The 18480-nt window shown below is 67.5% G+C and carries 21 protein-coding genes; 11 read left to right on the top strand and 10 right to left on the bottom strand.

Annotated elements, in window-relative coordinates; genetic code table 11:
* Positions 1-15: 15 nt before the first annotated feature.
* Positions 16-558 (bottom strand): hypothetical protein, encoded by a 543-nt coding sequence (locus tag ABD768_RS23855; RefSeq protein ID WP_344844183.1) that lies wholly within the window; start codon positions 556-558, stop codon positions 16-18.
* 408 nt (positions 559-966) lie between these two features.
* Between ABD768_RS23855 and ABD768_RS23850 the strand changes: the two genes are divergently transcribed.
* The 6 genes from ABD768_RS23850 to ABD768_RS23825 all read left to right on the top strand — a co-directional run bounded on the left by ABD768_RS23850 (position 967) and on the right by ABD768_RS23825 (position 6640).
* Positions 967-1776 carry a DUF4397 domain-containing protein gene (locus tag ABD768_RS23850; RefSeq protein WP_343970676.1) on the top strand — a complete coding sequence of 270 codons (810 nt, stop codon included), beginning with the start codon at positions 967-969 and terminating at the stop codon, positions 1774-1776.
* Positions 1777-1838: 62 nt separating this feature from the next.
* Positions 1839-2414: a class F sortase gene (locus ABD768_RS23845; RefSeq protein WP_344844179.1), complete on the top strand. Its 576-nt coding sequence runs from the start codon at positions 1839-1841 to the stop codon at positions 2412-2414.
* 73 nt (positions 2415-2487) lie between these two features.
* Entirely contained in the window at positions 2488-3855 is a 1368-nt protein-coding gene (locus ABD768_RS23840) for a S41 family peptidase (protein WP_344844177.1), read from the top strand.
* A gap of 196 nt (positions 3856-4051) precedes the next feature.
* The gene (locus ABD768_RS23835; protein ID WP_343970667.1) at positions 4052-4672 is read left to right on the top strand and encodes an L-threonylcarbamoyladenylate synthase; all 621 of its coding nucleotides are present in this window, start codon (positions 4052-4054) and stop codon (positions 4670-4672) included.
* A 339-nt stretch (positions 4673-5011) separates the two neighbouring features.
* Positions 5012-5983, top strand: a complete 972-nt coding sequence (locus ABD768_RS23830) for a peptidoglycan-binding domain-containing protein (protein WP_344844173.1) — start codon at positions 5012-5014, stop codon at positions 5981-5983.
* A 12-nt stretch (positions 5984-5995) separates the two neighbouring features.
* On the top strand, positions 5996-6640 hold the full coding sequence (locus ABD768_RS23825) for a nitroreductase family protein (protein ID WP_343970661.1): 645 nt from the start codon (positions 5996-5998) through the stop codon (positions 6638-6640).
* Position 6641: 1 nt separating this feature from the next.
* Here ABD768_RS23825 and ABD768_RS23820 read toward each other — a convergent pair whose 3' ends face one another.
* A complete protein-coding gene (locus tag ABD768_RS23820) occupies positions 6642-9800 on the bottom strand; it encodes a discoidin domain-containing protein (RefSeq protein ID WP_344844169.1) in 3159 nt (1052 codons plus the stop codon).
* Positions 9801-9959: 159 nt separating this feature from the next.
* Here ABD768_RS23820 and ABD768_RS23815 point away from each other — a divergent pair, with 159 nt between their 5' ends.
* From ABD768_RS23815 to ABD768_RS23805, 3 genes are read left to right on the top strand one after another with little or no spacing between them, the layout of a single operon-like run.
* Positions 9960-10502 (top strand): CGNR zinc finger domain-containing protein, encoded by a 543-nt coding sequence (locus ABD768_RS23815; RefSeq protein ID WP_344844167.1) that lies wholly within the window; start codon positions 9960-9962, stop codon positions 10500-10502.
* Complete coding sequence (locus ABD768_RS23810; RefSeq protein ID WP_344844165.1) at positions 10499-11194, top strand: AzlC family ABC transporter permease; 696 nt, start codon at positions 10499-10501, stop codon at positions 11192-11194. Before ABD768_RS23815 ends, ABD768_RS23810 begins: the two co-directional genes overlap by 4 nt.
* The gene (locus ABD768_RS23805) at positions 11191-11499 is read left to right on the top strand and encodes an AzlD domain-containing protein (protein WP_344844163.1); all 309 of its coding nucleotides are present in this window, start codon (positions 11191-11193) and stop codon (positions 11497-11499) included. The genes ABD768_RS23810 and ABD768_RS23805 overlap by 4 nt, the downstream gene beginning before the upstream one ends.
* Here ABD768_RS23805 and ABD768_RS23800 read toward each other — a convergent pair.
* The 6 genes from ABD768_RS23800 to ABD768_RS23775 all read right to left on the bottom strand — a co-directional run bounded on the left by ABD768_RS23800 (position 11477) and on the right by ABD768_RS23775 (position 15210).
* Positions 11477-11983, bottom strand: coding sequence for a DNA polymerase ligase N-terminal domain-containing protein (locus ABD768_RS23800; RefSeq protein ID WP_344844161.1), 507 nt, complete (start codon positions 11981-11983; stop codon positions 11477-11479). The two genes, ABD768_RS23805 and ABD768_RS23800, sit on opposite strands and share 23 nt — an antisense overlap.
* An 88-nt stretch (positions 11984-12071) precedes the next feature.
* Positions 12072-12884 (bottom strand): SigB/SigF/SigG family RNA polymerase sigma factor, encoded by an 813-nt coding sequence (locus ABD768_RS23795; protein WP_343970643.1) that lies wholly within the window; start codon positions 12882-12884, stop codon positions 12072-12074.
* A gap of 145 nt (positions 12885-13029) precedes the next feature.
* On the bottom strand, positions 13030-13893 hold the full coding sequence (locus tag ABD768_RS23790) for a LysR family transcriptional regulator (RefSeq protein ID WP_344844158.1): 864 nt from the start codon (positions 13891-13893) through the stop codon (positions 13030-13032).
* A gap of 278 nt (positions 13894-14171) precedes the next feature.
* A complete protein-coding gene (locus ABD768_RS23785; protein WP_343970637.1) occupies positions 14172-14444 on the bottom strand; it encodes a DUF4235 domain-containing protein in 273 nt (90 codons plus the stop codon).
* Positions 14441-14779 (bottom strand): DUF3618 domain-containing protein, encoded by a 339-nt coding sequence (locus ABD768_RS23780; RefSeq protein ID WP_344844155.1) that lies wholly within the window; start codon positions 14777-14779, stop codon positions 14441-14443. Before ABD768_RS23780 ends, ABD768_RS23785 begins: the two co-directional genes overlap by 4 nt.
* Positions 14776-15210 (bottom strand): phage holin family protein, encoded by a 435-nt coding sequence (locus tag ABD768_RS23775; protein ID WP_343970631.1) that lies wholly within the window; start codon positions 15208-15210, stop codon positions 14776-14778. Before ABD768_RS23775 ends, ABD768_RS23780 begins: the two co-directional genes overlap by 4 nt.
* Positions 15211-15324: 114 nt before the next feature.
* Here ABD768_RS23775 and ABD768_RS23770 point away from each other — a divergent pair, with 114 nt between their 5' ends.
* On the top strand, positions 15325-15696 hold the full coding sequence (locus ABD768_RS23770) for a glyoxalase superfamily protein (protein ID WP_343970628.1): 372 nt from the start codon (positions 15325-15327) through the stop codon (positions 15694-15696).
* 279 nt (positions 15697-15975) lie between these two features.
* Positions 15976-16149 (top strand): hypothetical protein, encoded by a 174-nt coding sequence (locus ABD768_RS23765; protein ID WP_343970625.1) that lies wholly within the window; start codon positions 15976-15978, stop codon positions 16147-16149.
* Here the strand turns inward: ABD768_RS23765 and ABD768_RS43145 are convergent.
* Both ABD768_RS43145 and ABD768_RS23755 read right to left on the bottom strand, forming a co-directional pair.
* Positions 16094-16597 (bottom strand): serine hydrolase, encoded by a 504-nt coding sequence (locus ABD768_RS43145; protein ID WP_425558453.1) that lies wholly within the window; start codon positions 16595-16597, stop codon positions 16094-16096. The two genes, ABD768_RS23765 and ABD768_RS43145, sit on opposite strands and share 56 nt — an antisense overlap.
* Before the next feature lie 92 nt (positions 16598-16689).
* Complete coding sequence (locus ABD768_RS23755; protein WP_344844149.1) at positions 16690-18444, bottom strand: AfsR/SARP family transcriptional regulator; 1755 nt, start codon at positions 18442-18444, stop codon at positions 16690-16692.
* Positions 18445-18480 lie beyond the last annotated feature (36 nt).

Below are 18480 nucleotides of genomic sequence, written 5' to 3'. Positions count from 1 at the left end.
GCGCTGGAGGCTAGTTCACGGCTGCATCGGCAGGTCCAATTGAAGGACGGCGAGGGACTGGCCGGCCGGGATGCCCTGCTGGACGCCCAGACCGGGCGGTTCGCCAACGGCGCAACGGGTTTCGGTCATCTCCGGGCAGACCGCGTTGAGCAGGCTGCCGCCCGAGATCTGGTAGTTGGTCGGCAAGGTCGGGTCGACGCCGGCGGTGAGCGGGCTGATCGCGGCCGAGGCGCGACCGGTCTCAGACGGCAGGCTCCGGACCGTCGAACCGGACAGCCGATAGACCAGCCGGAGCTTCGTCGCGGCGACGGTCAGCGGCAGGTCGCGAGCCGCGGCCAGTTTGGTGGTCTCCATCGGGACCGGCTGGTCGTCGGCGGTGACCTTCAGACTCGTCGCGATCGGCTTGGTCGGCCGCATCATTCCGACCAGCTTGGTGCCGGACTGCGGCAACTGCAACCGGATCAGCGCGACCTCGGAACGCAGGACGACGTCTTCGGTGATGTCGAAACTGCCGTCACCACGCGGTACTGCGGCCAGGTGGATTCCAGGCGCGGTCAAACCCGGTCCCTCCGCCGTCGGTGGCGGTTGGACCGGTGCCGCGCCGCCCCCGTTGGCCAATGGGCCCGGGCTCGGCGCAACCGGCGTACCGGCTTGCTCTTCAGCCGAACAAGCAACAGTCGTACTGATCCCCAGAGTCAGTGCGACCACCGCCAGCACGGAGGTCCTCAAGCTACGTGCGGACATGCGACATCGCCCCCAATGGACCCGGCCACTTCCTCTGGTGGCCGGATCGACTTCCGCATACGATACGCCGGAATTAGCCTGGCAAGGCAAATACTTATGCATTTCCGAAGGGGTGGGAAAATGCGGGGACACAGCGTATCCGGGCAATCTCCAACAGTTATCCCGGGGGGACGGAAAATCAGGACGATATTATCGAGAAGGTCAGGTCCGCAATTTGCCCGGGTGTTGTCCGGAGTGCTGGCGGTGACCGTGCTGGGGCTGGGGGCCCTGTTCGCGGTACCGGCGCAGGCGGCCGGTAGCGGTGTGCTGCACGTGATCCAGGGCCTGCCGGGCCGGACCCTCGACATCGCTGTGGACGGCAAGACGGTGGCCACCGGGGTGAAGGCGACCGAGGTGGTCGGCCCGCTCACGGTCGCGGCCGGCGCGCGGAAGATCACCGCGAAGGACGGCGGGAAGCTGGTGATCGAGCGGCAGGTGACGGTGGCCGCGGACAGCAACCTCGATGTCGTCATCCACCGGCCGGCCTCGCCGACGGCGGCTCCGGTGATCACCACCTATGTCAACAAGCTGACCGCCGTGCCGCGCGACAAAGGCGCGGTCCGGGTCGCGCACACCGCCGCGGTCGGGCCGGCCGACATCCGGGTGAACGGAAAGGTACTTTTCGCCAACGTGGCGAATGGGGAATCACTCGACGTAGTCGTTCCGGCCGGTACCTACTCGGTCGAGATCGTGCCCGCCGGGTCGACTTCGCCGGTTGTTCTCGGGCCGTTGAAATTGCCGGTCCGGGCCGGTTACCTGACCCGGGTCTTCGCTGTCGGCGAGCCGACCTCGAAGACGATGAACGTCGCGGTCGCGACGCTGAAGCTGCCCGGCGCCGGGAGTGAGAAGCCCGGCCTGGTCAACACCGGTACCGGTGGACAGGCGGCAGCGCTCGGACTCACCGAGGAGCACAAGGGCTCGTCGCTGCCCTTGCTGGTCCTGGTGGGCGCACTGGCGCTGACGGTCGTGGTCAGAAAGGCGGTACGTCGCTGAGGCGGCTCTTGCTCGGATTGCTGCTGTTCACCTGTGTGGCCCTGGAGGGGTGCGCCGCGCAGGTGAACGAAGCAGTCCCGAGTCCTGGAACGGCAGGCGGCGGTACTCCGGCTGTGGGGCAGCCGGAGCCGTCGTCAGCCGTGCTGCCCGGGAGGGTCGGTACGCCGGCAGCCAGCCAGCGGGTGCGGTTCGTGCCGACCGAGATTGTCATGCCCGGCGGGGCAGAGGCGGCCGTGTTGCCGGCGTCTACGGTCGCGGGGCAACTCGTAGTACCGGAGCATGTTCAGCGGGTCGGCTGGTGGGACGGGGGAGCCGAGGCCGGCGATCCGTTCGGGTCGGTGGTGATCGCGGGGCATATCGACTCGGCCAAGGAGGGCATCGGTTTCTTCGTCCGGCTCGAGCGGGTCAAGACGGGCGACACCGTCGAACTGCGCGGCGACGGCCATAGTGCGAAGTACCGGGTGAATTCGGTGACCTCGGTGCCGAAGGATGCGCTGGCGACGAAGAGCGGTGCTTTCGACCAGACGGGTGATCATCGGCTGGTGCTGATCACGTGCACGGGTGCGTACGACCGCGGGCGGGGCGGCTACGAGAAGAACCTGGTGGTCAGCGCGACACCGCTGGGCCTGGCGAAGTAGTAGAGCTAGGCCTACCCCCGATGGGGTGGTCGCTCCCTGTTTGCGGTCCTGCGGACCGACAAGAGTTGACTGCATGAAGCTCACCTTGTTGCCGGTCGTCGGGATCGTCGCCGGACTCGTCGCGGCACCCCTGTCCGCACCACTTGCGGCCGGCGCGGCGACGAATCTCGACGGCGTCTGGCAGATGGACGGCTACGGCACGATCGTTACCATCGACAACGGTAAGGCGTCGCTGTTCTCCACTACCTCGATCAGCTGTACGCCGGCCGGCGAGTACACGCAGACCGGTGACCGGTTCACCGCCGACGAGGAGCAGGCCTTCACCGTGCGCGGACGGCGCGATCGCGCGGTGATGCACGTCGAGGGCAACGTCGGCGACAAACACCTGCGCCGGGTGGTGAAACTGCCAAAGCTCTGCACGGAGCCGGGCGCGACGGGTCCGCTCGCCGTCTTCGATCAGTTCTGGACGACGTACGCCGAGAACTACCCGTTCTTCCAGGCCAAGGGCATCGACTGGAACAAGGCCCGCGCCACCAACCGCCCGCTGGTCACCCCGGGCATCTCGGACGACGCGTTGTTCGCCTTGCTCAGCAACATGATCAAGCCGCTAGGCGACGCGCACACAGCGATCCGTACTCCCGGCGGCAAGCTGTACGCCGGCGCCCGGCCGGGGACGACGCTGCCGACGCCGGAGCTCGAGGCGAAGCTGCGGCCGTACATCGAGCAGACCGCGTTGAAGGGCGTGAAGTACACGTCGTACGCGAACGACCGGATCGGGTACGCCGACCTGCCCGGCCGGATCGGCTACCTGCGGGTGATCGCGTTCCTCGGCTACGGCGACGTGCCCGACTACAACGCCGAGCGGGACACCCTGAACGCGACGCTGGACAAGATCCTCACCAAGGAACGCGTCAGCGGGCCGGGCAAGTTACGCGGCCTGATCGTCGACCTGCGGATCAACGGTGGCGGCTCCGACCAGCTCGCCCTCGATCTGGCGTCGCGGCTGACCAGCAAGCCGTTCTTCGCGTATGCCAAGCGAGCCCGCAACAACCCGGTCGACGCCACCGCGTTCACGACGCCCCAGCCGCTGTTCGTCGCGTCGTCGGAGCGGACGAAGTACACGGGACCGATCGCGATGCTGACCGGTGGCTCGCAGATGAGCGCCGGCGAGACCTTCACCGAGGCGATGATCAACCGCGTCCCGCGACCGGTCCGGATCGGCGAGAACACTCAAGGCGTCTTCTCCGACACCCTGCAACGAACCCTTCCGAACGGCTGGGAATACATCCTGCCGAACGAAGAGTTCCGCACCCGCGACTGGAAGACGTTCGACGGCCCCGGCATCCCGCCGGACGTCCGTACTCCGGTCTTCACCACCGCCGAACTCGACGGCCACCGCGACACCGCGTTCCGCACGGCCCTGAAGCTCCTGGTCAGGTAGTCCACCGAGGGCTGCCCGGAGCCGTCCCTGATCTACACTCCGAGCCGTTCCCAACCGACGGGAACGGCTCGGAGAATCAGTGTCATGACCACCCCACCCCGGTTCGCCCGGCCGATCCTCACCACCGTCCTCGCCCTGACGACGCTGGCGCTCACCCTGCTGCTCTGAGTAGCGGCGCCACGCTAAGGTCGGGGGCATGGCGAGGTATTTCGATGTGCACCCGGAGAATCCGCAGAAGCGATCGATCGGGCAGGTGGTCGAGCTGATCCGCAACGACGGGTTGATCGCCTATCCGACGGACTCCTGTTTCGCGCTCGGCTGCCAGCTCGGCAACAAGGACGGCCTGGACCGGATCCGGACCATCCGGCATCTCGACGACCGGCACCACTTCACCCTGGTCTGCCAGGACTTCGCCCAGCTCGGCCAGTTCGTGCACATCAGCAACGCGGTCTTCCGGTCGATCAAGGCGGCCACGCCGGGCAGCTACACGTTCATCCTGCCGGCCACCAAAGAGGTCCCGCGCCGGCTGCTGCACCCGAAGAAGAAGACGGTCGGTGTCCGGATACCCGACCACGTGGTGACGCAGGCGCTGCTGGAGGAGCTCGGCGAGCCGCTCCTGTCGAGCACCCTGCTGCTGCCCGACCAGGAGGAGCCGATGACCCAGGGCTGGGAGATCAAAGAGCTCCTGGACCACCAGATCGACGCGGTGATCGACTCCGGCGACTGCGGCACCGAGCCCACCACGGTGGTCGACTTCTCCGAGGACACCCCCGAGGTCGTCCGGGTCGGCGCCGGAGACCCATCCCCCTTCGAGTAACAGCCGCCCTCTTCGGCCCAGGCGCCAACCCTCCGCGACCCACCCGATTCCAGTTGCCAAGGGCAACGGTCGACCGTCGGCGCATACCCAAGTGGATGGGCAAGCGCTTGCCTCGGCGTGTCGGGCTGGCCGGCGGGAGTTGTGCATGCATGGCAGTCCGGCGGCGGTTGGCCGGCGGCTTGCTCGGTCACTGGCGACCTGCAGCGCGGCAGTGGCCGAAGGAACGGCGTTCGCCGGCCGGTTCGCCACTCCAGCTCTTGCGGTGGGGAAATTTGTGTCCGAAGGTGGCCGGGAGAGGTTACTGATTCACGGACTCGACCGCCCCGAATGGAGACCACCGTGCCCTCGCTCAAACGAACCTGCCTGGCATTACTGGCCGCAGTCCTGCTGATCGGCGCGATCCCGGGCAGCGCCCAGGCCTATGCGAACGCGTTCTTCCCGACTCAGAACAGCGGCAACCGGGGTGCCGACGTACTGGCGATCCAGTACCTGCTGCAGCACAACGGTCAGTCGGTGACTGCTGACGGCGTCTTCGGTGCGACCACCGTGACCGCGGCCAAGGCCTTCCAGACCGCCAAGGGCCTCGGCTCCGACGGCATCGTCGGCCCGCAGACCTGGGGTGCGCTGGTACCGACGATCCGGCTCGGCGACAACAACGCGGCCGTGAAGGCGTTGCAGGTCGAGCTGAACGCCAAACGCCGGCTCGGCCTCGCCGTCGACGGAGTCTTCAGTACTGCGGTCCGCGACGCCGTCGTCGCCTTCCAGTCGCACGCCGGGATCGGCGCGGACGGCATCGTCGGCCCGATCACCTGGCGCAACCTCAGCTGGCACTACGACTACCCCGACTTCACCGCCAACCTCTGCGACCAGGACCCCGACGGCAACGGCACCGCCGCCAACTGGGCCGCCGCTGCCGCTGTCGCGCAACTGGAGGCGGCCACTCGCTCCTTCGCGAGCACCAACCAGGGCAAGGTCGGGTACGGCGACGCCGGGTTCGAGCACGGCGGCGACATCCCCGGCCACGCCAGCCACGACAACGGCATGGACATCGACATCTGGCCGATCCGCACCGACAACGCGCAGTGCACCGCCGGACGGATCACCTGGGAGTCCGCGACGTACGACCGCGCCGCGACCCGCCAGCTCGTCCAAGCGGTCCGGGCAGCGGCTCCTGGGCACGTCAAGTTCATCTGGTTCAACGACCCGACCCTGATCAACGAAGGCCTGACCGCCAACTGGCCGGCCCACGACAACCACCTCCACATCCGCTACTGCGAGAAGGTCCACCCCAACTCGACGTACGTGTGCTGACAAACTGATGGCGTGACGACACTCGACCTGACCCCAGACGAACTGCTCACCACCACCCGGACCGTCCGCAAGCGGCTCGATCTCGAGCGGGCGGTGCCGATGGAGCTGATCCGTGAGTGCATCGAGATCGCGCTCCAGGCGCCGTCCGGGAGCAACCGGCAGACGTGGCACTGGCTGGTGATCACCGATGCGGAGAAGCGGGCAGCGATCGGGGAGTACTACCGGCGGTCCGTCGAGTCGTACCTGGAGTCCCCGGGTGCGGCAGGCCGCCTGCACGCCGACGACCCGGACAGGGCGCCGGTGCAGCAACGCGTCGGGTCGAGTGTCGCCTACCTGGGCGAGAAGATGGGCCAGGTACCGGTCCTCGTCATCCCCTGCCTCCAGGTGAAGTCGCTGGGCGCGGGCAACCAGGCCGGCATCTGGGGCTCGATCCTGCCCGCTGCCTGGCAGTACTGCCTCGCAGCCCGCGCACGTGGCCTCGGTACTGCGTGGACCACGCTGCACATGACCTATGAGCAGGAGATCTCGGAGTTGCTCGGACTGCCGGAGGACATCCGGCAGTCCGTGCTCCTCCCGACCGCCTACTACACCGGCGATACCTTCAAGCCCGCTCCGCGCCAGCCGGTCGAGGAAGTACTGCACATCGACGGCTGGTGAGTCACCTGACCTCCAACTCGGACAGCTGCATCCGGTAGCCGCCTTCGCCATCTGGCCTCAGTTCGGTCCCGCGTACCTGCACATACCTCGCCGTAGTCGCGGGGAACGTGTAGGCCTGTACTCCGGAACCGGGCTGCGGCAGGTCGTTCACCGTGGCCACCGGGGTCCAGGTCGTGCCGTCGAGTGAGGTCTCGATGGTGAAGTCGACCGGGAACCCGTTGCCGGTGTTGCCGCCGTCGGAGCGGGCGTACAGGTCGACGCGGCTGATCAGGCTGGGTCCGCCGAGATCGACTCGCGCGTACTGCGGGCTGTTGGCCGCCACCGACGCGCTGGTCCAGCCCATCGAGTTCCACAGCCTGGATTGGTGGGAGCCGTCGGTGAGGTTGGCCTTGAGCCAGCCCTCGGCGGTGAACTCGGACGAGGTCGACGAGCTGACCGGGCGTCCGGCCGCCAGGTTGCCGCCGGCAACTTCTACCTCGGCGAACTGCAGGCGGTAGGTGCCGAAGTTGTCCTGGCTGAGCCTGTTGCCGACGACCTTGACGTAGCGGACGTTCTGCGGTGCGAAGGGGAACGTCTGGGCGGTGGCGGTCGGCTTCGGGTAGTTCTGTTTGCCGGCGACGGTCGACCAGGTTGTTCCGTCTTGCGAGACCTGCACGGTGAAGTCGATCGGGAATCCGCTGCCGGCGTTGGCGCCGTCACTGCGTGGGTAGAGATCCACTCGGCTCACAGGCTTGGCCGAGCCGAGGTCGAGTTGGATGGATTGCGCGTCCGTGGCGCTTGCCGCCGCGGCGCTCGTCCAACCCATTGAGCCGGTTACCGACGTACGCCGGCCGTCCACCGCCGCCCGTGGATTCCAGCCGTCACCGTCGTACGTCGAGCTGACGGTGACCGGCCGGGCCTCTGCCGGGTTGGTCTCCGGATTGAGCCGGACGTTGTCGAACTGGACGCTGACCCCACCGCTGGCCAGACCGACGCCGCCCGCGCTGAATGCGTTGTCGGTGACGGTCAGGACGGGTGCCTGGCCTGTTCCGGCGTACACGGTGATCGTGTTGCCGCGGGCAACTACTCTCAGGCGGTTGAACTGGCCGGGTGCGTAGCCGGTGGCTTGGGCGTGCGCGAGGTTGGTGCCGCTGCGGTAGACGAACACCTCGCCGTTGTTGCGCTGGGCGACCAGATAGCCGCTCTCGAAGTCGGTGGTGTTGAGGTTGCGGACGACGAGGCCGGCCCAGTTGTTGTTGCCGTCGTTGCTGTTCACACCGGTGATCTTCAGGTCGACGCTCGCGGTGAGGTCGGCGTACGCGCGGCCTTTGAGTCCGCTGACGAAGTCCCAGCGGGAGGTGTCGGTCTGACTGAGTACGCCGCTCGCCGATGACCAGGTGCCCTTGCCTGCTTGCCAAGCGGAGGCGCCGTTGGTGAAGTCGTCGGTGTACGGGAAGGTCTGGTCGGGGCCGCCGGTGGCGAGGGCGTCGAGGACCTGGCGGTGGACGTCGTCGATCGCAGTACCGGAGTGGTCGATCGTGTACGAGTTGGTGATGAGGGAGTTGGCGAGGGCCTTCGCCAGGACGGGCTTGGTCGCGGCGAGCTTGGTGAAGAGTTCGTAGTCCTCGACGCCGTCGAGTTGGGTTTCGCTGCGGACGCTGTCGTACAGGTCGTAGGCCGCGCGGTTCGGGCGTACCAGGAAGTTGTCGCCGGTCTGCGGGCCGTCGAAGGTGTCGAACTGGACGTACGGGCCGCCGACGTTCTGGAACCAGTAGTTCCAGCCCCAGTGCAGGTAGCCGACCGCGTTGGCCTTCCAGGCGAGCAGCGGGGTGAGGCGGGTCTTGTCGAGGTGCGAGCCGATGAAGCGGTTGAGGTACGGGCCGCGCGGGCCGATGCAGTTGTAGAGCCAGAGCTCGTTGCCGTTCAGCCGCTTGGTCTGGAAGTAGCCGACGTTGTCCTCGTACAGGTTGAGGATCGGGGTGTTCGAGGTGACGGTGGCCGGCGGGGTGTTGATGGCGAGCTCGGCCTCGTTGAGCTTCGGGTTCGGGAAGGACTGCCGGTACTTCGCGTAGAGCCAGTTGGCCGCGGTGATCTCCTCCGGGTGACTCGACTCGTCGTTGGCGCTCATGTAGAAGATGTCGGTCCAGCCCTTGGCGTCGAGGTGCTGCTTGAGCGCCGGGAACACCTTGTCCAGATAGGCGTTCGACTCGGGAGTGTTGGTGGCGACGGCGACCATCTGGGTCTTTCCGTCGGAGCCGCGCTTGAGCATCTCGAGGGTCGGGCTGGTGCCGCCGTTGAGGAGGTGAGGGGTGTGGATCCATTGCAGGGCGCCGGCGTCGGCGTACGTCTGGACGAACCGGTCGAAGGTGTTCCAGCCGAAGGTGTAGTTGCCTGCGGCATCGATGGTGGTGTCGGGGATGAGCAGCGCCTGGAAGTCGGCGAAGACCACGTTGTTGCGGTGCTCGGCGTGGTTGCGGGCCATCGCCTCGATCACCTTCCACCAGTTGGCGTCGTACATCTGGACGCCGTACTGGACCGGGATCGACTTGATCGTGCCGTCGTAGTCCCAGCCGGCCGAGGTGGTCCAGTTGTTGAGCTTGAAGGTGGACTGGTTGGTGGGCGGGATGGTCGTCGGGTAGACGGTCAGCCGCACCGGTACTGCGACGTTGCCCGCGCTGCTCTGGACGGTGGCGGTGCCGGTGTAGACGCCGGGGGTCTGGGTGGTGGGGACGTGGACGCTGTAGTGGTACGGCTGGGTGATGTTGGCGGCCAGTGCGCGTGGGGTGTTTTCGACGAGCGCGTCGTAGTACGCCGTACCGCCACCAGGCGCTGCTTCCACCTCGGCGTCGCCCAGCAGGATGACGTTGGGATGCAGGTACTCCCGACGCACGCTGATCTCTGCTGCCGGGATGGTCGCCCCTCCGGGGCCGGTCAACGCGCTGGGGCTCACTGATACTCCGGTGACCGCAGCAGTCGGCCGTACTGCGATCTGCGCCGCCTCGGTCTCGTTGCGGGCGGCGTAAAGGTCGATCGCGGTCGGTGCTCCGGCGGGTCTCGTCGTACCGGCGAATAGCCGGTCGGCCGCGCTGTGCGTCCACACCGGTGGAGGTGCCGCGTGAGCGGGCAGGGGGACCAGTGCGGCAATCAGCACCCCAGCTGCAAGACCTGCGATTGTGCGCATTGATGTCCTCCGGGCGGCCAAAGAATCAGAAGTGTGCACGATTCTGTGATCACCCTCCGCGCCGGTCAACCCTGAACCCCGTAACCACCGCGTCCGAAACCGGCCATCGGTTGCCTAACACTCAAAACTCTCTTAGGTTGTTAGACGAGGTGATTCTTCATGGCCTACCAGCCGGAACTCATCGGCGGCCACGTAGCCCTGGACCTGCTCAACACCATCTCCTGGCGCCTGGACCCCAGCCGCACCATCGACCGGATAGCCACGCCGGAGGCGCTCGCGATCTGGTGCGCCGCGGTCGGTCTGAGCGGATCGGATGGCCAACTGGAACGGGTTGTCGCCGTGCGCGAGGTCGTCTATGGCGCGGTGCTTCCGATCGCACGTGAGATGAAGGCAGGCGACCTTGCGGAACTGCAACGGCCACTGGTGGGGGCACTCGAGCGCGCGACGCCCACCGGCGCGCGGCCGTTGGATTGGGTGGGGGCTGATCTGGTTGATGAGCTGGTCATGGCGGCGGGGCGGTTGGTGGAGCGGGAGGATCTGGGGCGGTTGCGGGAGTGTCAGGATTCGGGGTGTGGGTGGTTGTTCCTGGATCGGAGTAAGAACGGGTCCCGGCGGTGGTGTAGTTCGGGGGATTGCGGAAATCGCGCTCGGGCGCGGCGGCATTATCAGCGGCTTCACCCAGGTACCGGGGTGCTCTCGTGAGGCGGCTGGCGGGCGCTGAACGCCGGCGGGAGTTCTTGCTCGGGATGCGGATGGGGGTCGGGCCGGGGGCGGCGGCGTTTGTGTTGGCGTTGAGTTTCGGGGCTGAGGCGGTGGCTCGGGGGTGGGGAGTCGGGCTGCCGGTGGTGTTCTCGATGTTCGCGTTCTCAGGGTCGGCTCAGTTCACCTTGCTGACGACGCTGGCGGGTGGGTCGGCGGTTGCGGCGGTGATCTCGGCGGTGTTGATCAACGCGCGGTATCTGGTGATGGGCGTGGCGCTCAACAACAGTCTGGAGGGCGGGCGGATCAGCCGGGCGATCCAGGCGCAGGCGTTGTGTGACGCCTCGTTTGTGGTTGCCCATCGCAACAACGGCGGCTACGACATCGTTCGGCTGATCGGTGCGAGCGTGCCGCAATGGGTGCTCTGGAGTTCCGGTACGGCGGTTGGGGCGCTCACCTCGCCGTCACCTGACCTGATGCATCAGCTCGGCCTCGACGTCGCGTTCCCGGCGTTCTTCCTGATCCTCGCCATCGACGAACTGCGCCGGTCGAAGCGCGCGCTGACAGCAGCACTCCTCGGCGCGACGATCGCCGCGGGGCTGCTCTTCGTCACCACCCCGAGCTACGCCTTGCTGGGCGCGATCGTCGCCGCACTCATCGGCGTACTGCCCCAGAAGGAAGGTGATCCGGTATGAGGCTCTGGCTCTCCGTCCTCGCGGTGACCGTGATCAGCTGGCTGATGAAGGCGAGCGCGCCTCTGATCATCGCCCAACGCAAGCTGCCGGCGAGCGTGATCCGGATGACTGCGTTGACCGCCCCGGTCCTGCTGGCCGGCCTGATCGTCACCGAACTCGGTGGCGAACACTGGCAGGCCCTCGACTGGACGAAGATCGTCGGCACGGTGACGGCCGGCGGGCTGTGCCTGGCCAAGGTACCGATGCTGCTGGCCGTTGCCGGAGGCATCGTCGTCACGGCGGTCATCCGTCTGAGCCTGCGCTAGCCGCCATCTCCTCGATGGTCAGCCCGCTCAGGATCGAGTGTGGCTCGGTGACCGTCAGGTCGAGCGACGGATCAGCAGCCTCGTCACGCACCTTCACCAACAGCCAGTCCCCGTCGCGACCGGTCCGCGTGAACGCCCACGAACCGGTCAACTTCACGCCCTGTAAGGCGAAACGGAAATGCCCGCGCTCGATCGCCAGCGCCGGCTTGATCAGCTGGTGCTGCTTGTCCCGGGTCTGGTTCTGGTAGTCGCCCGCATCCCACACGATGACGGCGCCACTGCCGTAGCGGGCGCCCTCGTGCACGCCCTCATACGTCGCATACGACATCTCGTGGTCGTCGGTCGGCACCGCCAGCCGCTTGACCACAGGATCCAGCGACGGCCCGCGCGGCACCGCCCAGGACTTCAGGACGCCGTCCACTTCCAGCCGTACGTCGTAATGCATCCGCCGCGCATCATGCTGCTGGACCACGAACACCGGCATCTAGAGGAACCTCCGCAAGTGGTCCGCCGTACAGACAAGCTTACGGCGGACCACCGCGGGGAGGGCGCTGCCGGACCTGACGGGAGGGTCAGGCGGCGGCAGCGGCGGGTGGCTCGATCTGCTCGCGCAGGCGATCCAGGATGCCGCGCAGCAGGCGGGAGACCTGCATCTGGCTGACGCCGATCTCGGCGCCGATGTCGGCCTGGGTGTGACCCTCGACGAACCGCAGTTCGAGGATCTTGCGTTCGCGCGGGTTGAGGTCGTTCAGCACCGGCTCGAGCATGGCGACCGCCTCGGTCCGCTCGAACGCGCTGTCCTCCTCGTCCGCGATGGTGTCGGCCAGGCTGGCCGTGGACTCCCCGTCGAGCGGGCGGTCCAGCGACAGTACGGAGAAACAACCGTCGGCAGCGAGCGCCGCCTCGACCTCGGCGACCGTGGTGCCGAGTCGCTCGGCGAGCTCCTCCAGGGTGGGATCACGCTGCAGGTCCTGCACCAGCTGCGGTCGCGCGGCGGCGATCGAGCCCTGCAGTTCCTGCAGTCTGCGCGGGATCCGCACGGTCCAGGAACAGTCCCGGAAGTAGCGCTTCACCTCGCCGCGGATGGTCGGTACGGCGTAGGCGAGGAACGGCGTCTCAGTGTCCGGGCGGTAGCTGCGGGCGGCCTTGACCAGCCCCAGGTACGCGACCTGGTCGAGATCGTCGGACTCGACGCCCCGGCCACGGAAACGGCCGGCGATGCTGTGGGCGATGCCGAGGTTCAACTCGATCGCTTCGTCCAGCAGGAGCTGCCGGACTGCTTCGTCGGTGGACTGCGCGCGCCGGGTGAGAAGATCCCGGGTGGTCAGATCGCGCTGCTGCTTCGGATCGCTGTGCTTCTTCGGTTCGGCAAAAACGGTAACCATGATTCTTGACCTCGCGACTATGAGTCACGGCGCGGCACATGTCTGGACCGCGGTCAATATCTGTGTGACTCATTCCTACCCCATGGATCGCGAAGTTATGCACCCGAGGGTCGAATTTCATCAACCCGCAGGCTTCCCTCAACGTTCAGTCGAGGCTTCGCAACACGGCCAGCGCGGCTGCCGGAGTACGGGGTGAGTCGCGCCAGCGCAGCGACCATCCGTACGGCGGTACGCCTGCCGCGAGTGGTCGGACCACTACACCGGGTGGGTACGGAGTGGACAGGAGACCGAGCGCTACGCATTCGCCGGCCTTGACCAATTCGGCCGCTGAGCTGCCGCTGGCCGGATGGCGGCGCGGGGCGAATCCCGCAGTACGGCAGCAGGCGAGGACGAACTCGTTCCACTCCGGGGCGAGGTCGTCCTGGGGTAGGTAGTGGAGCTCATCCGTGAGCTCACGTACTGCGACTGACTCCGCGGCCGCGAGTGGGTGCCGCGCCGGGAGGGCGACCCCGAGGGCTTCGCGGCGGATGATGCGCTGCATGACTCCGTCCGGGCAGCGGGCGGTGGAGCCGCAGAGGGCCAGGTCGAGTTCACCGGCGAGCAGGCGTTGCTGTTGCTCGCGGGTGCCGCGGCTGGTGATCTCGAGCCGGAACGACGGCAGGCGGTCGCGCAGCCGGGCGAGTACGGCGCGCGGGGTGGCGAGATTGGTGTGGAGTACGTCGATCCGGAGTACCTGGTCGCGCTGCGCGGCGGCGGTGGCGTCGGCGACCCCGGACCTGATCGCCTCCAGAGCGCCACGGGCGTGCGGGAGGAAGGCGTCACCGGCGGCGGTCAGTGTCACGCCACGAGGGGAGCGGTCGAAGAGCTGGGCGCCGAGCTGGGTCTCGAGCCGGCGGATCTGGTTGCTCAAGGCTGGTTGAGAGACGTACAGCCGGCGTGCCGCGGCGGTGAAGTGCAGTTCCTCCGACATCACCAGGAAGTACCGCACCAGCCGTAAATCGACGTCCATGCCTGTCGGACCTTCTCCACACACTCGACCGCCAGAAGAATGGGACGCTAGTGCTACTGACGGTCACCCGTCGAGGGTTCAGGGCAGAGAACACGAATCCCTTACAGAGAACGAAGAAACTGTCGGCCATTTGCCCGACACCGAGCGCCGAGTGTGACCGCCGGGCACGGTGCGGCCCCGGCGCTGTCTGCTCAACGCCGGGGCCCATGGCAACCGTTGTTTGCTGCTCTTCCAGTGCCCTTCAGAGCTGTTCTCAATCGAGGCACGGGTCACATCCGTCAGTTCCCCGGCCACTCCCCGGTCCAGCGCTCGAAAGCTTTCGCGCCACCGCGGTCGATCGCTGCTTTGACCACGGCGTACACCGCTCCCTGCAAGGCGGCCGCGAGCAGGACCTGGCGCCACGGGTACTCCGCCTGCAGCGCGTCGGGTGCGTCGTCCTCATCGCTGATCCGCCGCCAGACCTGTTTGAACACAGCCCCCGCGACCAGCCCACCCGCGATCCCCGACAGCAGCCCGAACGGCCGATACGCGATCTTGGCGGCTTTGCTCACCGACCCCGCCCCACAATCCAAGCGGCCGCGCCGACACCCAACGCCACGGCACCGCCGACGGCGGCGGTGGCCTTCGGGTGCTGCCGTGCGGTCGCGGGCATCTCCTTGGCGCGGGCCGGCAGGTTCCGGGCGCTGTCCTTGGCGCGCTCGCCGGCCGTACCGGCTGCTTGTACAGCCCGATGGCCGGCGCTTGCTGCCGACTCCTTGATGCGGCGGGGGACGTTGAGCTGACGGGTCAGTTGCTGGACGGTGTCGGCCAGGTGACGGCGGGTCAGTTCGAGGTCGGCCCGGAGGGCTTCGGTTTCGGTCATCGTGGTGTTTTTGGTGGTGGTCATGCGCTGACCTTCCCTTCCGGCTGGTGGCCCTTGAGGGCCTCGAGATCCTCGTGCACGCCTTCGACGGCGTGTTCCGGCATGGGCGGAGTCGCGTGGCTGACATGCCGCTTGCCGAGCAGCGCCGCGCCGCCGGCGATCGCGAACAGCACCAGCGCGACGATCAGCGCCGACAACCAGGCCGGTACGGCGGCCGCCAGGCCGAGAATCGCCGCGGCGACCAGCGCGCCGACGCCGTACACGGCGACCGTTCCGGCGCCACCGAACAAGCCGATGCCGATCCCGGCCTCCTTGCCCTTGTCCTTGAGCTCGGCCTTGGCCAGCTGCAGCTCGTCGCGCACCAGCCGGCTCACGTCGTTGCTGAGCTGAGCGACCAGGGCGCCGACGTGCTGCTCCTGATGGTCCTCATGGATGGTTTCCGGGTGCGTGGTCATGAAAGCCCGGTACCCACGCTCCGTGACGGCAAGCAGACGATCGAGTAGCGGCCAGGAAGTGACCGCTACCCGCGATACGTTCTGAGTCTCATCAGCGAGCGGGAGGGAACTGCGATGGACTGGAAGCTGGAGTTGGTCTCGGTGCCGGTGGCGGACGTGGACCGGGCCAAGGCCTTCTACACCGAGAAGATCGGCTTCAACGCCGACCACGACCACCAGGTCACCGACGAGCTCAGGTTCGTCCAGCTGACCCCGCCGGGCTCCGCGTGCTCGATCGCCATCGGCACCGGGATGCCGCAGGCCGAGCCGGGGTCGGTGCGCGGTCTGCAGGTGGTCGTCGCGGATGTCGCCGCCGCGCGGGCCGAACTGGCCGGTCGTGGCGTCGAGGTCAGCGAGGTGCAGGACTTCGCCTGGGGCAGCTTCGTCTTCTTCGACGACCCGGACGGCAACGGCTGGGCGCTGCAGCAACTCCCGGACCGCGGCTGACCCTGAGGCGGGACGGATTTAGGGACGGACGGTTCGAAAAGTCCTTACCTGGTTGGGAATGAATGCCGGGTAACCGGTGTTCGGACAGTTCGAGATACCGCTGGGTTCGCGGTGGTGACCGGTTGTAAGGTGGCCTTTGGTTGAGCAGCCAGCCGGCGTTGGATGCGTCGACGACTGCGGTCCCTGCCGAGGACGACTATGACCGATCTGCATCACCACCCAGTCCCTGCTCTACGACGCCGTAAATCCGTCTCCGCCCCTGTCCAGAAGTCTGGTGCCATGCCTGTTGCCACCTCCGTGCGCCCCACCAGCGCGCGGCCGGAAGAAGTCCAGGTCCAGCTGGGCGGTCGATGGATCGCCGGCCAGGCCCTGGCCCACCGCAGCGGCGAAGTGCTGGTCAGCCACCACGGCCACTTGGTCTGGGTGGATCAGCAGTCCGTTCGCAAGCCGTAACTACAGAGCAGTAGTACCGGCCACCAGGTTGCCGATCGCGACGGCAACCTCGGCTCCGCTCGGCTCGAACCGGTTCTTGGTCAGCCCGAAGCTCACGCCACTGGCGGTATCCGCCCAGGCCGCGCTGCCACCCGTCCCCGGCATGCCGAAGCTTGTCGGAGCTTGTTGCGCCGACGATCCGAGTCGGCCGAGCGGCAGTCCCAGCGTCCAGGTCGCTTGATTCCCGAACAGTTCGTCGACGCCGGTCAGCGCCGGGCCGGTGATCTCCCTGGTGCGCGCTGGGCTGAACAGCTGCACTCCATCCACTGCGCCGAGCATTCCGGCGGAGGACCCGGGAGATCGGTTGGCCGGTGGCTCGGCGGACCAGCTCACCGATCAGGAAGCCGAAGGTCAGGGCGTGGTAGGCAGTCTTGGTGCCCGGCTCCCACCAGAGCTCGGCCTCGGCCAGCGCGGTAGACAGCGAGCTGGAGTTCGGTCTCGGCTCCAGAGGAGACCAGGCCGTCGATCTTGTCCTGCACCAGCTTCTGGAGGTCCATATGCCTAGGTCGGAGGCGGGCCAGGGTTCTCTACATGAGCCGCGAGCTCGTGCAGGTACTCGTCGATGGGACCGAGGTTGAGCAGGCCGCTGCCTGCGGCCAGTTGACCGGCTGCAGGAGTCAGTACTTCCAGTGCGCGTCGCATGGTCGGCTGGTCGTCCTGCTCGATGGCCGCCTTGGCGATCAGGCACCAGTGAGCCTCTAGGAGGAGGTCGTTGCGTGGCTCTGTTTGCGGGGTCCCTTGCTGCAGATCCGCGAGCAGGCCGGGCATGCTCGAGGTGTCGACCACCTGGTACGCGGCTTCGTTGCCTGCCCTCATGGCTCGGTACAAGGTGGTGAAGACAGCGACCAGTGGTAGCTCTCGTCTGGCCGCCAGGTCATCGGCTGCTGCTGCGTGGGTGTCTGCAGTGGCGAAGTCCGCTAATGCGCTGCAGGCCTGCATGCGGATGAGGTGGCCCAGTACCTCGTAGGTGGTCAGGTCGTGGCGACTGGCCACGGTGATCAGCTCTGCGCCGATCTGGTCGCGTTCTGGGGCTAGGCCGGCTCGGTAGAAGGTCTGCATGAACAGGCTGTTGAGGGCGAAGGCGAGCAGGGCCGGGTCTTCCAGCTGCCTGGCTAGCGCGACTGCTTCCTGCGCTGCGGCTAGCGCTCGGGTGCTCTTGCTGCCGCGCGAGTCGATCGCCACTGTGGCCAGGAGGCGGGCTCGAGCTGCTGGCTGGGTGGCGGCTGTCAGGGCCCGCTCTGAGGCGGCAACGATCGCATCGGCCTGCTCCTGGTCGTCGGAGCGAGTCCAGATCGCCGGTACGTCGTACAGGCCGATGACTCGGGCTGTCAGCTCTGGGTCGCCCAGTTCCTCGGCGGCGGTTATGGCTGCCAGCCTGTGTTCGCGGGCCGCCTCCAGGCCGGTTCCGCCGGTCACTGCGAGGTTGCGGAGGAGTCCGACGGTCGACTCGAGTCGTGCGCGGGCGGTGGAGGCCACTGCCCGGTCGTAGGAGGCAGTGGCTCTGGCCCAGACCTGTCCGGCCGCTTGGGGGCTCAGGTGCTCGGCCTGGTTGAGGATGTCGGTCTCGAGGCGCTGGAGCGCTGGGGTGGGGTCGACGCCGAGTTGTTCGATGAGGAGGGTCCGGGCGTTACGTAGTACGGCTAGAGCGTCGCCCTGGCGGTCGCTGCGGTAGAGGGCCAGGGCTAGTAGACGCCAGGCGTCCTCGCGCCAGGGGTGCTCGGTCACATGCGCGTCCAAGGCCGGTACTGCCTCTGCTGCCAGGCCTAGGGCGAGTTGTGCTTCGGCCTGGCGTTCTATGGCGGTCAGTCGGAGCTCTGCGAGCTTGGAGCGTTCGGCGTGGGCCCAGGGGGCGTCGGCGTACTCCGCGTAGGCGGGGCCTCGCCACCAGTCCAGTGCGTCTTGTAGCTCTTCCAGCGTTGGCTGGCCGGCCATCAGTTGCTCGAACCGCCAGGCGTCGACGTCTGTTGCTTTCAGGGCGTAGCCGGGGCCATCGGTGATGAGCAGCGTGGGCTTCGAACGCGGTGGGCGGTCGGGTTCCAGCGCTCGACGCAGTGCCGCGACGAAGGTGCGGACCGCGCTCGTGGCGCCGTCTGGTGGGACCGTCCACAGGTCGGCGACGAGCGAATCGACGGGGACGACGCGGCCGCGGGCGATGATCAGGCGGGCGAGTACTGCGCGGTGGCGCGGGCCCTTGAGTGCGAGTTCCACGCCGTCCCGCCAGGCCGTGACCGGTCCGAGTACGCCGAAAGCCACCACCTGGTCACCGTATAGCGCTGCTCATCGGATGCTCAT

The sequence above is a fragment of the Kribbella ginsengisoli genome, from assembly GCF_039537185.1.
In the GTDB taxonomy this organism is placed as follows: Bacteria; Actinomycetota; Actinomycetes; order Propionibacteriales; family Kribbellaceae; genus Kribbella; species Kribbella koreensis.
The sequence above is the reverse complement of the archived record's forward strand: the minus strand, read 5'-3'. Positions and strand labels throughout refer to the sequence as shown.

Excerpts from the sequence above, each read along its gene's own strand:
- ABD768_RS23840 (WP_344844177.1), top strand. The coding sequence starts at position 2,488 with ATGAAGCTCACCTTGTTGCCGGTCGTCGGGATCGTCGCCGGACTCGTC.
- ABD768_RS23835 (WP_343970667.1), top strand. The coding sequence starts at position 4,052 with ATGGCGAGGTATTTCGATGTGCACCCGGAGAATCCGCAGAAGCGATCG.
- ABD768_RS23820 (WP_344844169.1), bottom strand. The coding sequence starts at position 9,800 with ATGCGCACAATCGCAGGTCTTGCAGCTGGGGTGCTGATTGCCGCACTG.
- ABD768_RS23815 (WP_344844167.1), top strand. The coding sequence starts at position 9,960 with ATGGCCTACCAGCCGGAACTCATCGGCGGCCACGTAGCCCTGGACCTG.
- ABD768_RS23805 (WP_344844163.1), top strand. The coding sequence starts at position 11,191 with ATGAGGCTCTGGCTCTCCGTCCTCGCGGTGACCGTGATCAGCTGGCTG.
- ABD768_RS23800 (WP_344844161.1), bottom strand. The coding sequence starts at position 11,983 with ATGCCGGTGTTCGTGGTCCAGCAGCATGATGCGCGGCGGATGCATTAC.
- ABD768_RS23795 (WP_343970643.1), bottom strand. The coding sequence starts at position 12,884 with ATGGTTACCGTTTTTGCCGAACCGAAGAAGCACAGCGATCCGAAGCAG.
- ABD768_RS23790 (WP_344844158.1), bottom strand. The coding sequence starts at position 13,893 with ATGGACGTCGATTTACGGCTGGTGCGGTACTTCCTGGTGATGTCGGAG.
- ABD768_RS23780 (WP_344844155.1), bottom strand. The coding sequence starts at position 14,779 with ATGACCACCACCAAAAACACCACGATGACCGAAACCGAAGCCCTCCGG.
- ABD768_RS23775 (WP_343970631.1), bottom strand. The coding sequence starts at position 15,210 with ATGACCACGCACCCGGAAACCATCCATGAGGACCATCAGGAGCAGCAC.
- ABD768_RS23770 (WP_343970628.1), top strand. The coding sequence starts at position 15,325 with ATGGACTGGAAGCTGGAGTTGGTCTCGGTGCCGGTGGCGGACGTGGAC.
- ABD768_RS23765 (WP_343970625.1), top strand. The coding sequence starts at position 15,976 with ATGCCTGTTGCCACCTCCGTGCGCCCCACCAGCGCGCGGCCGGAAGAA.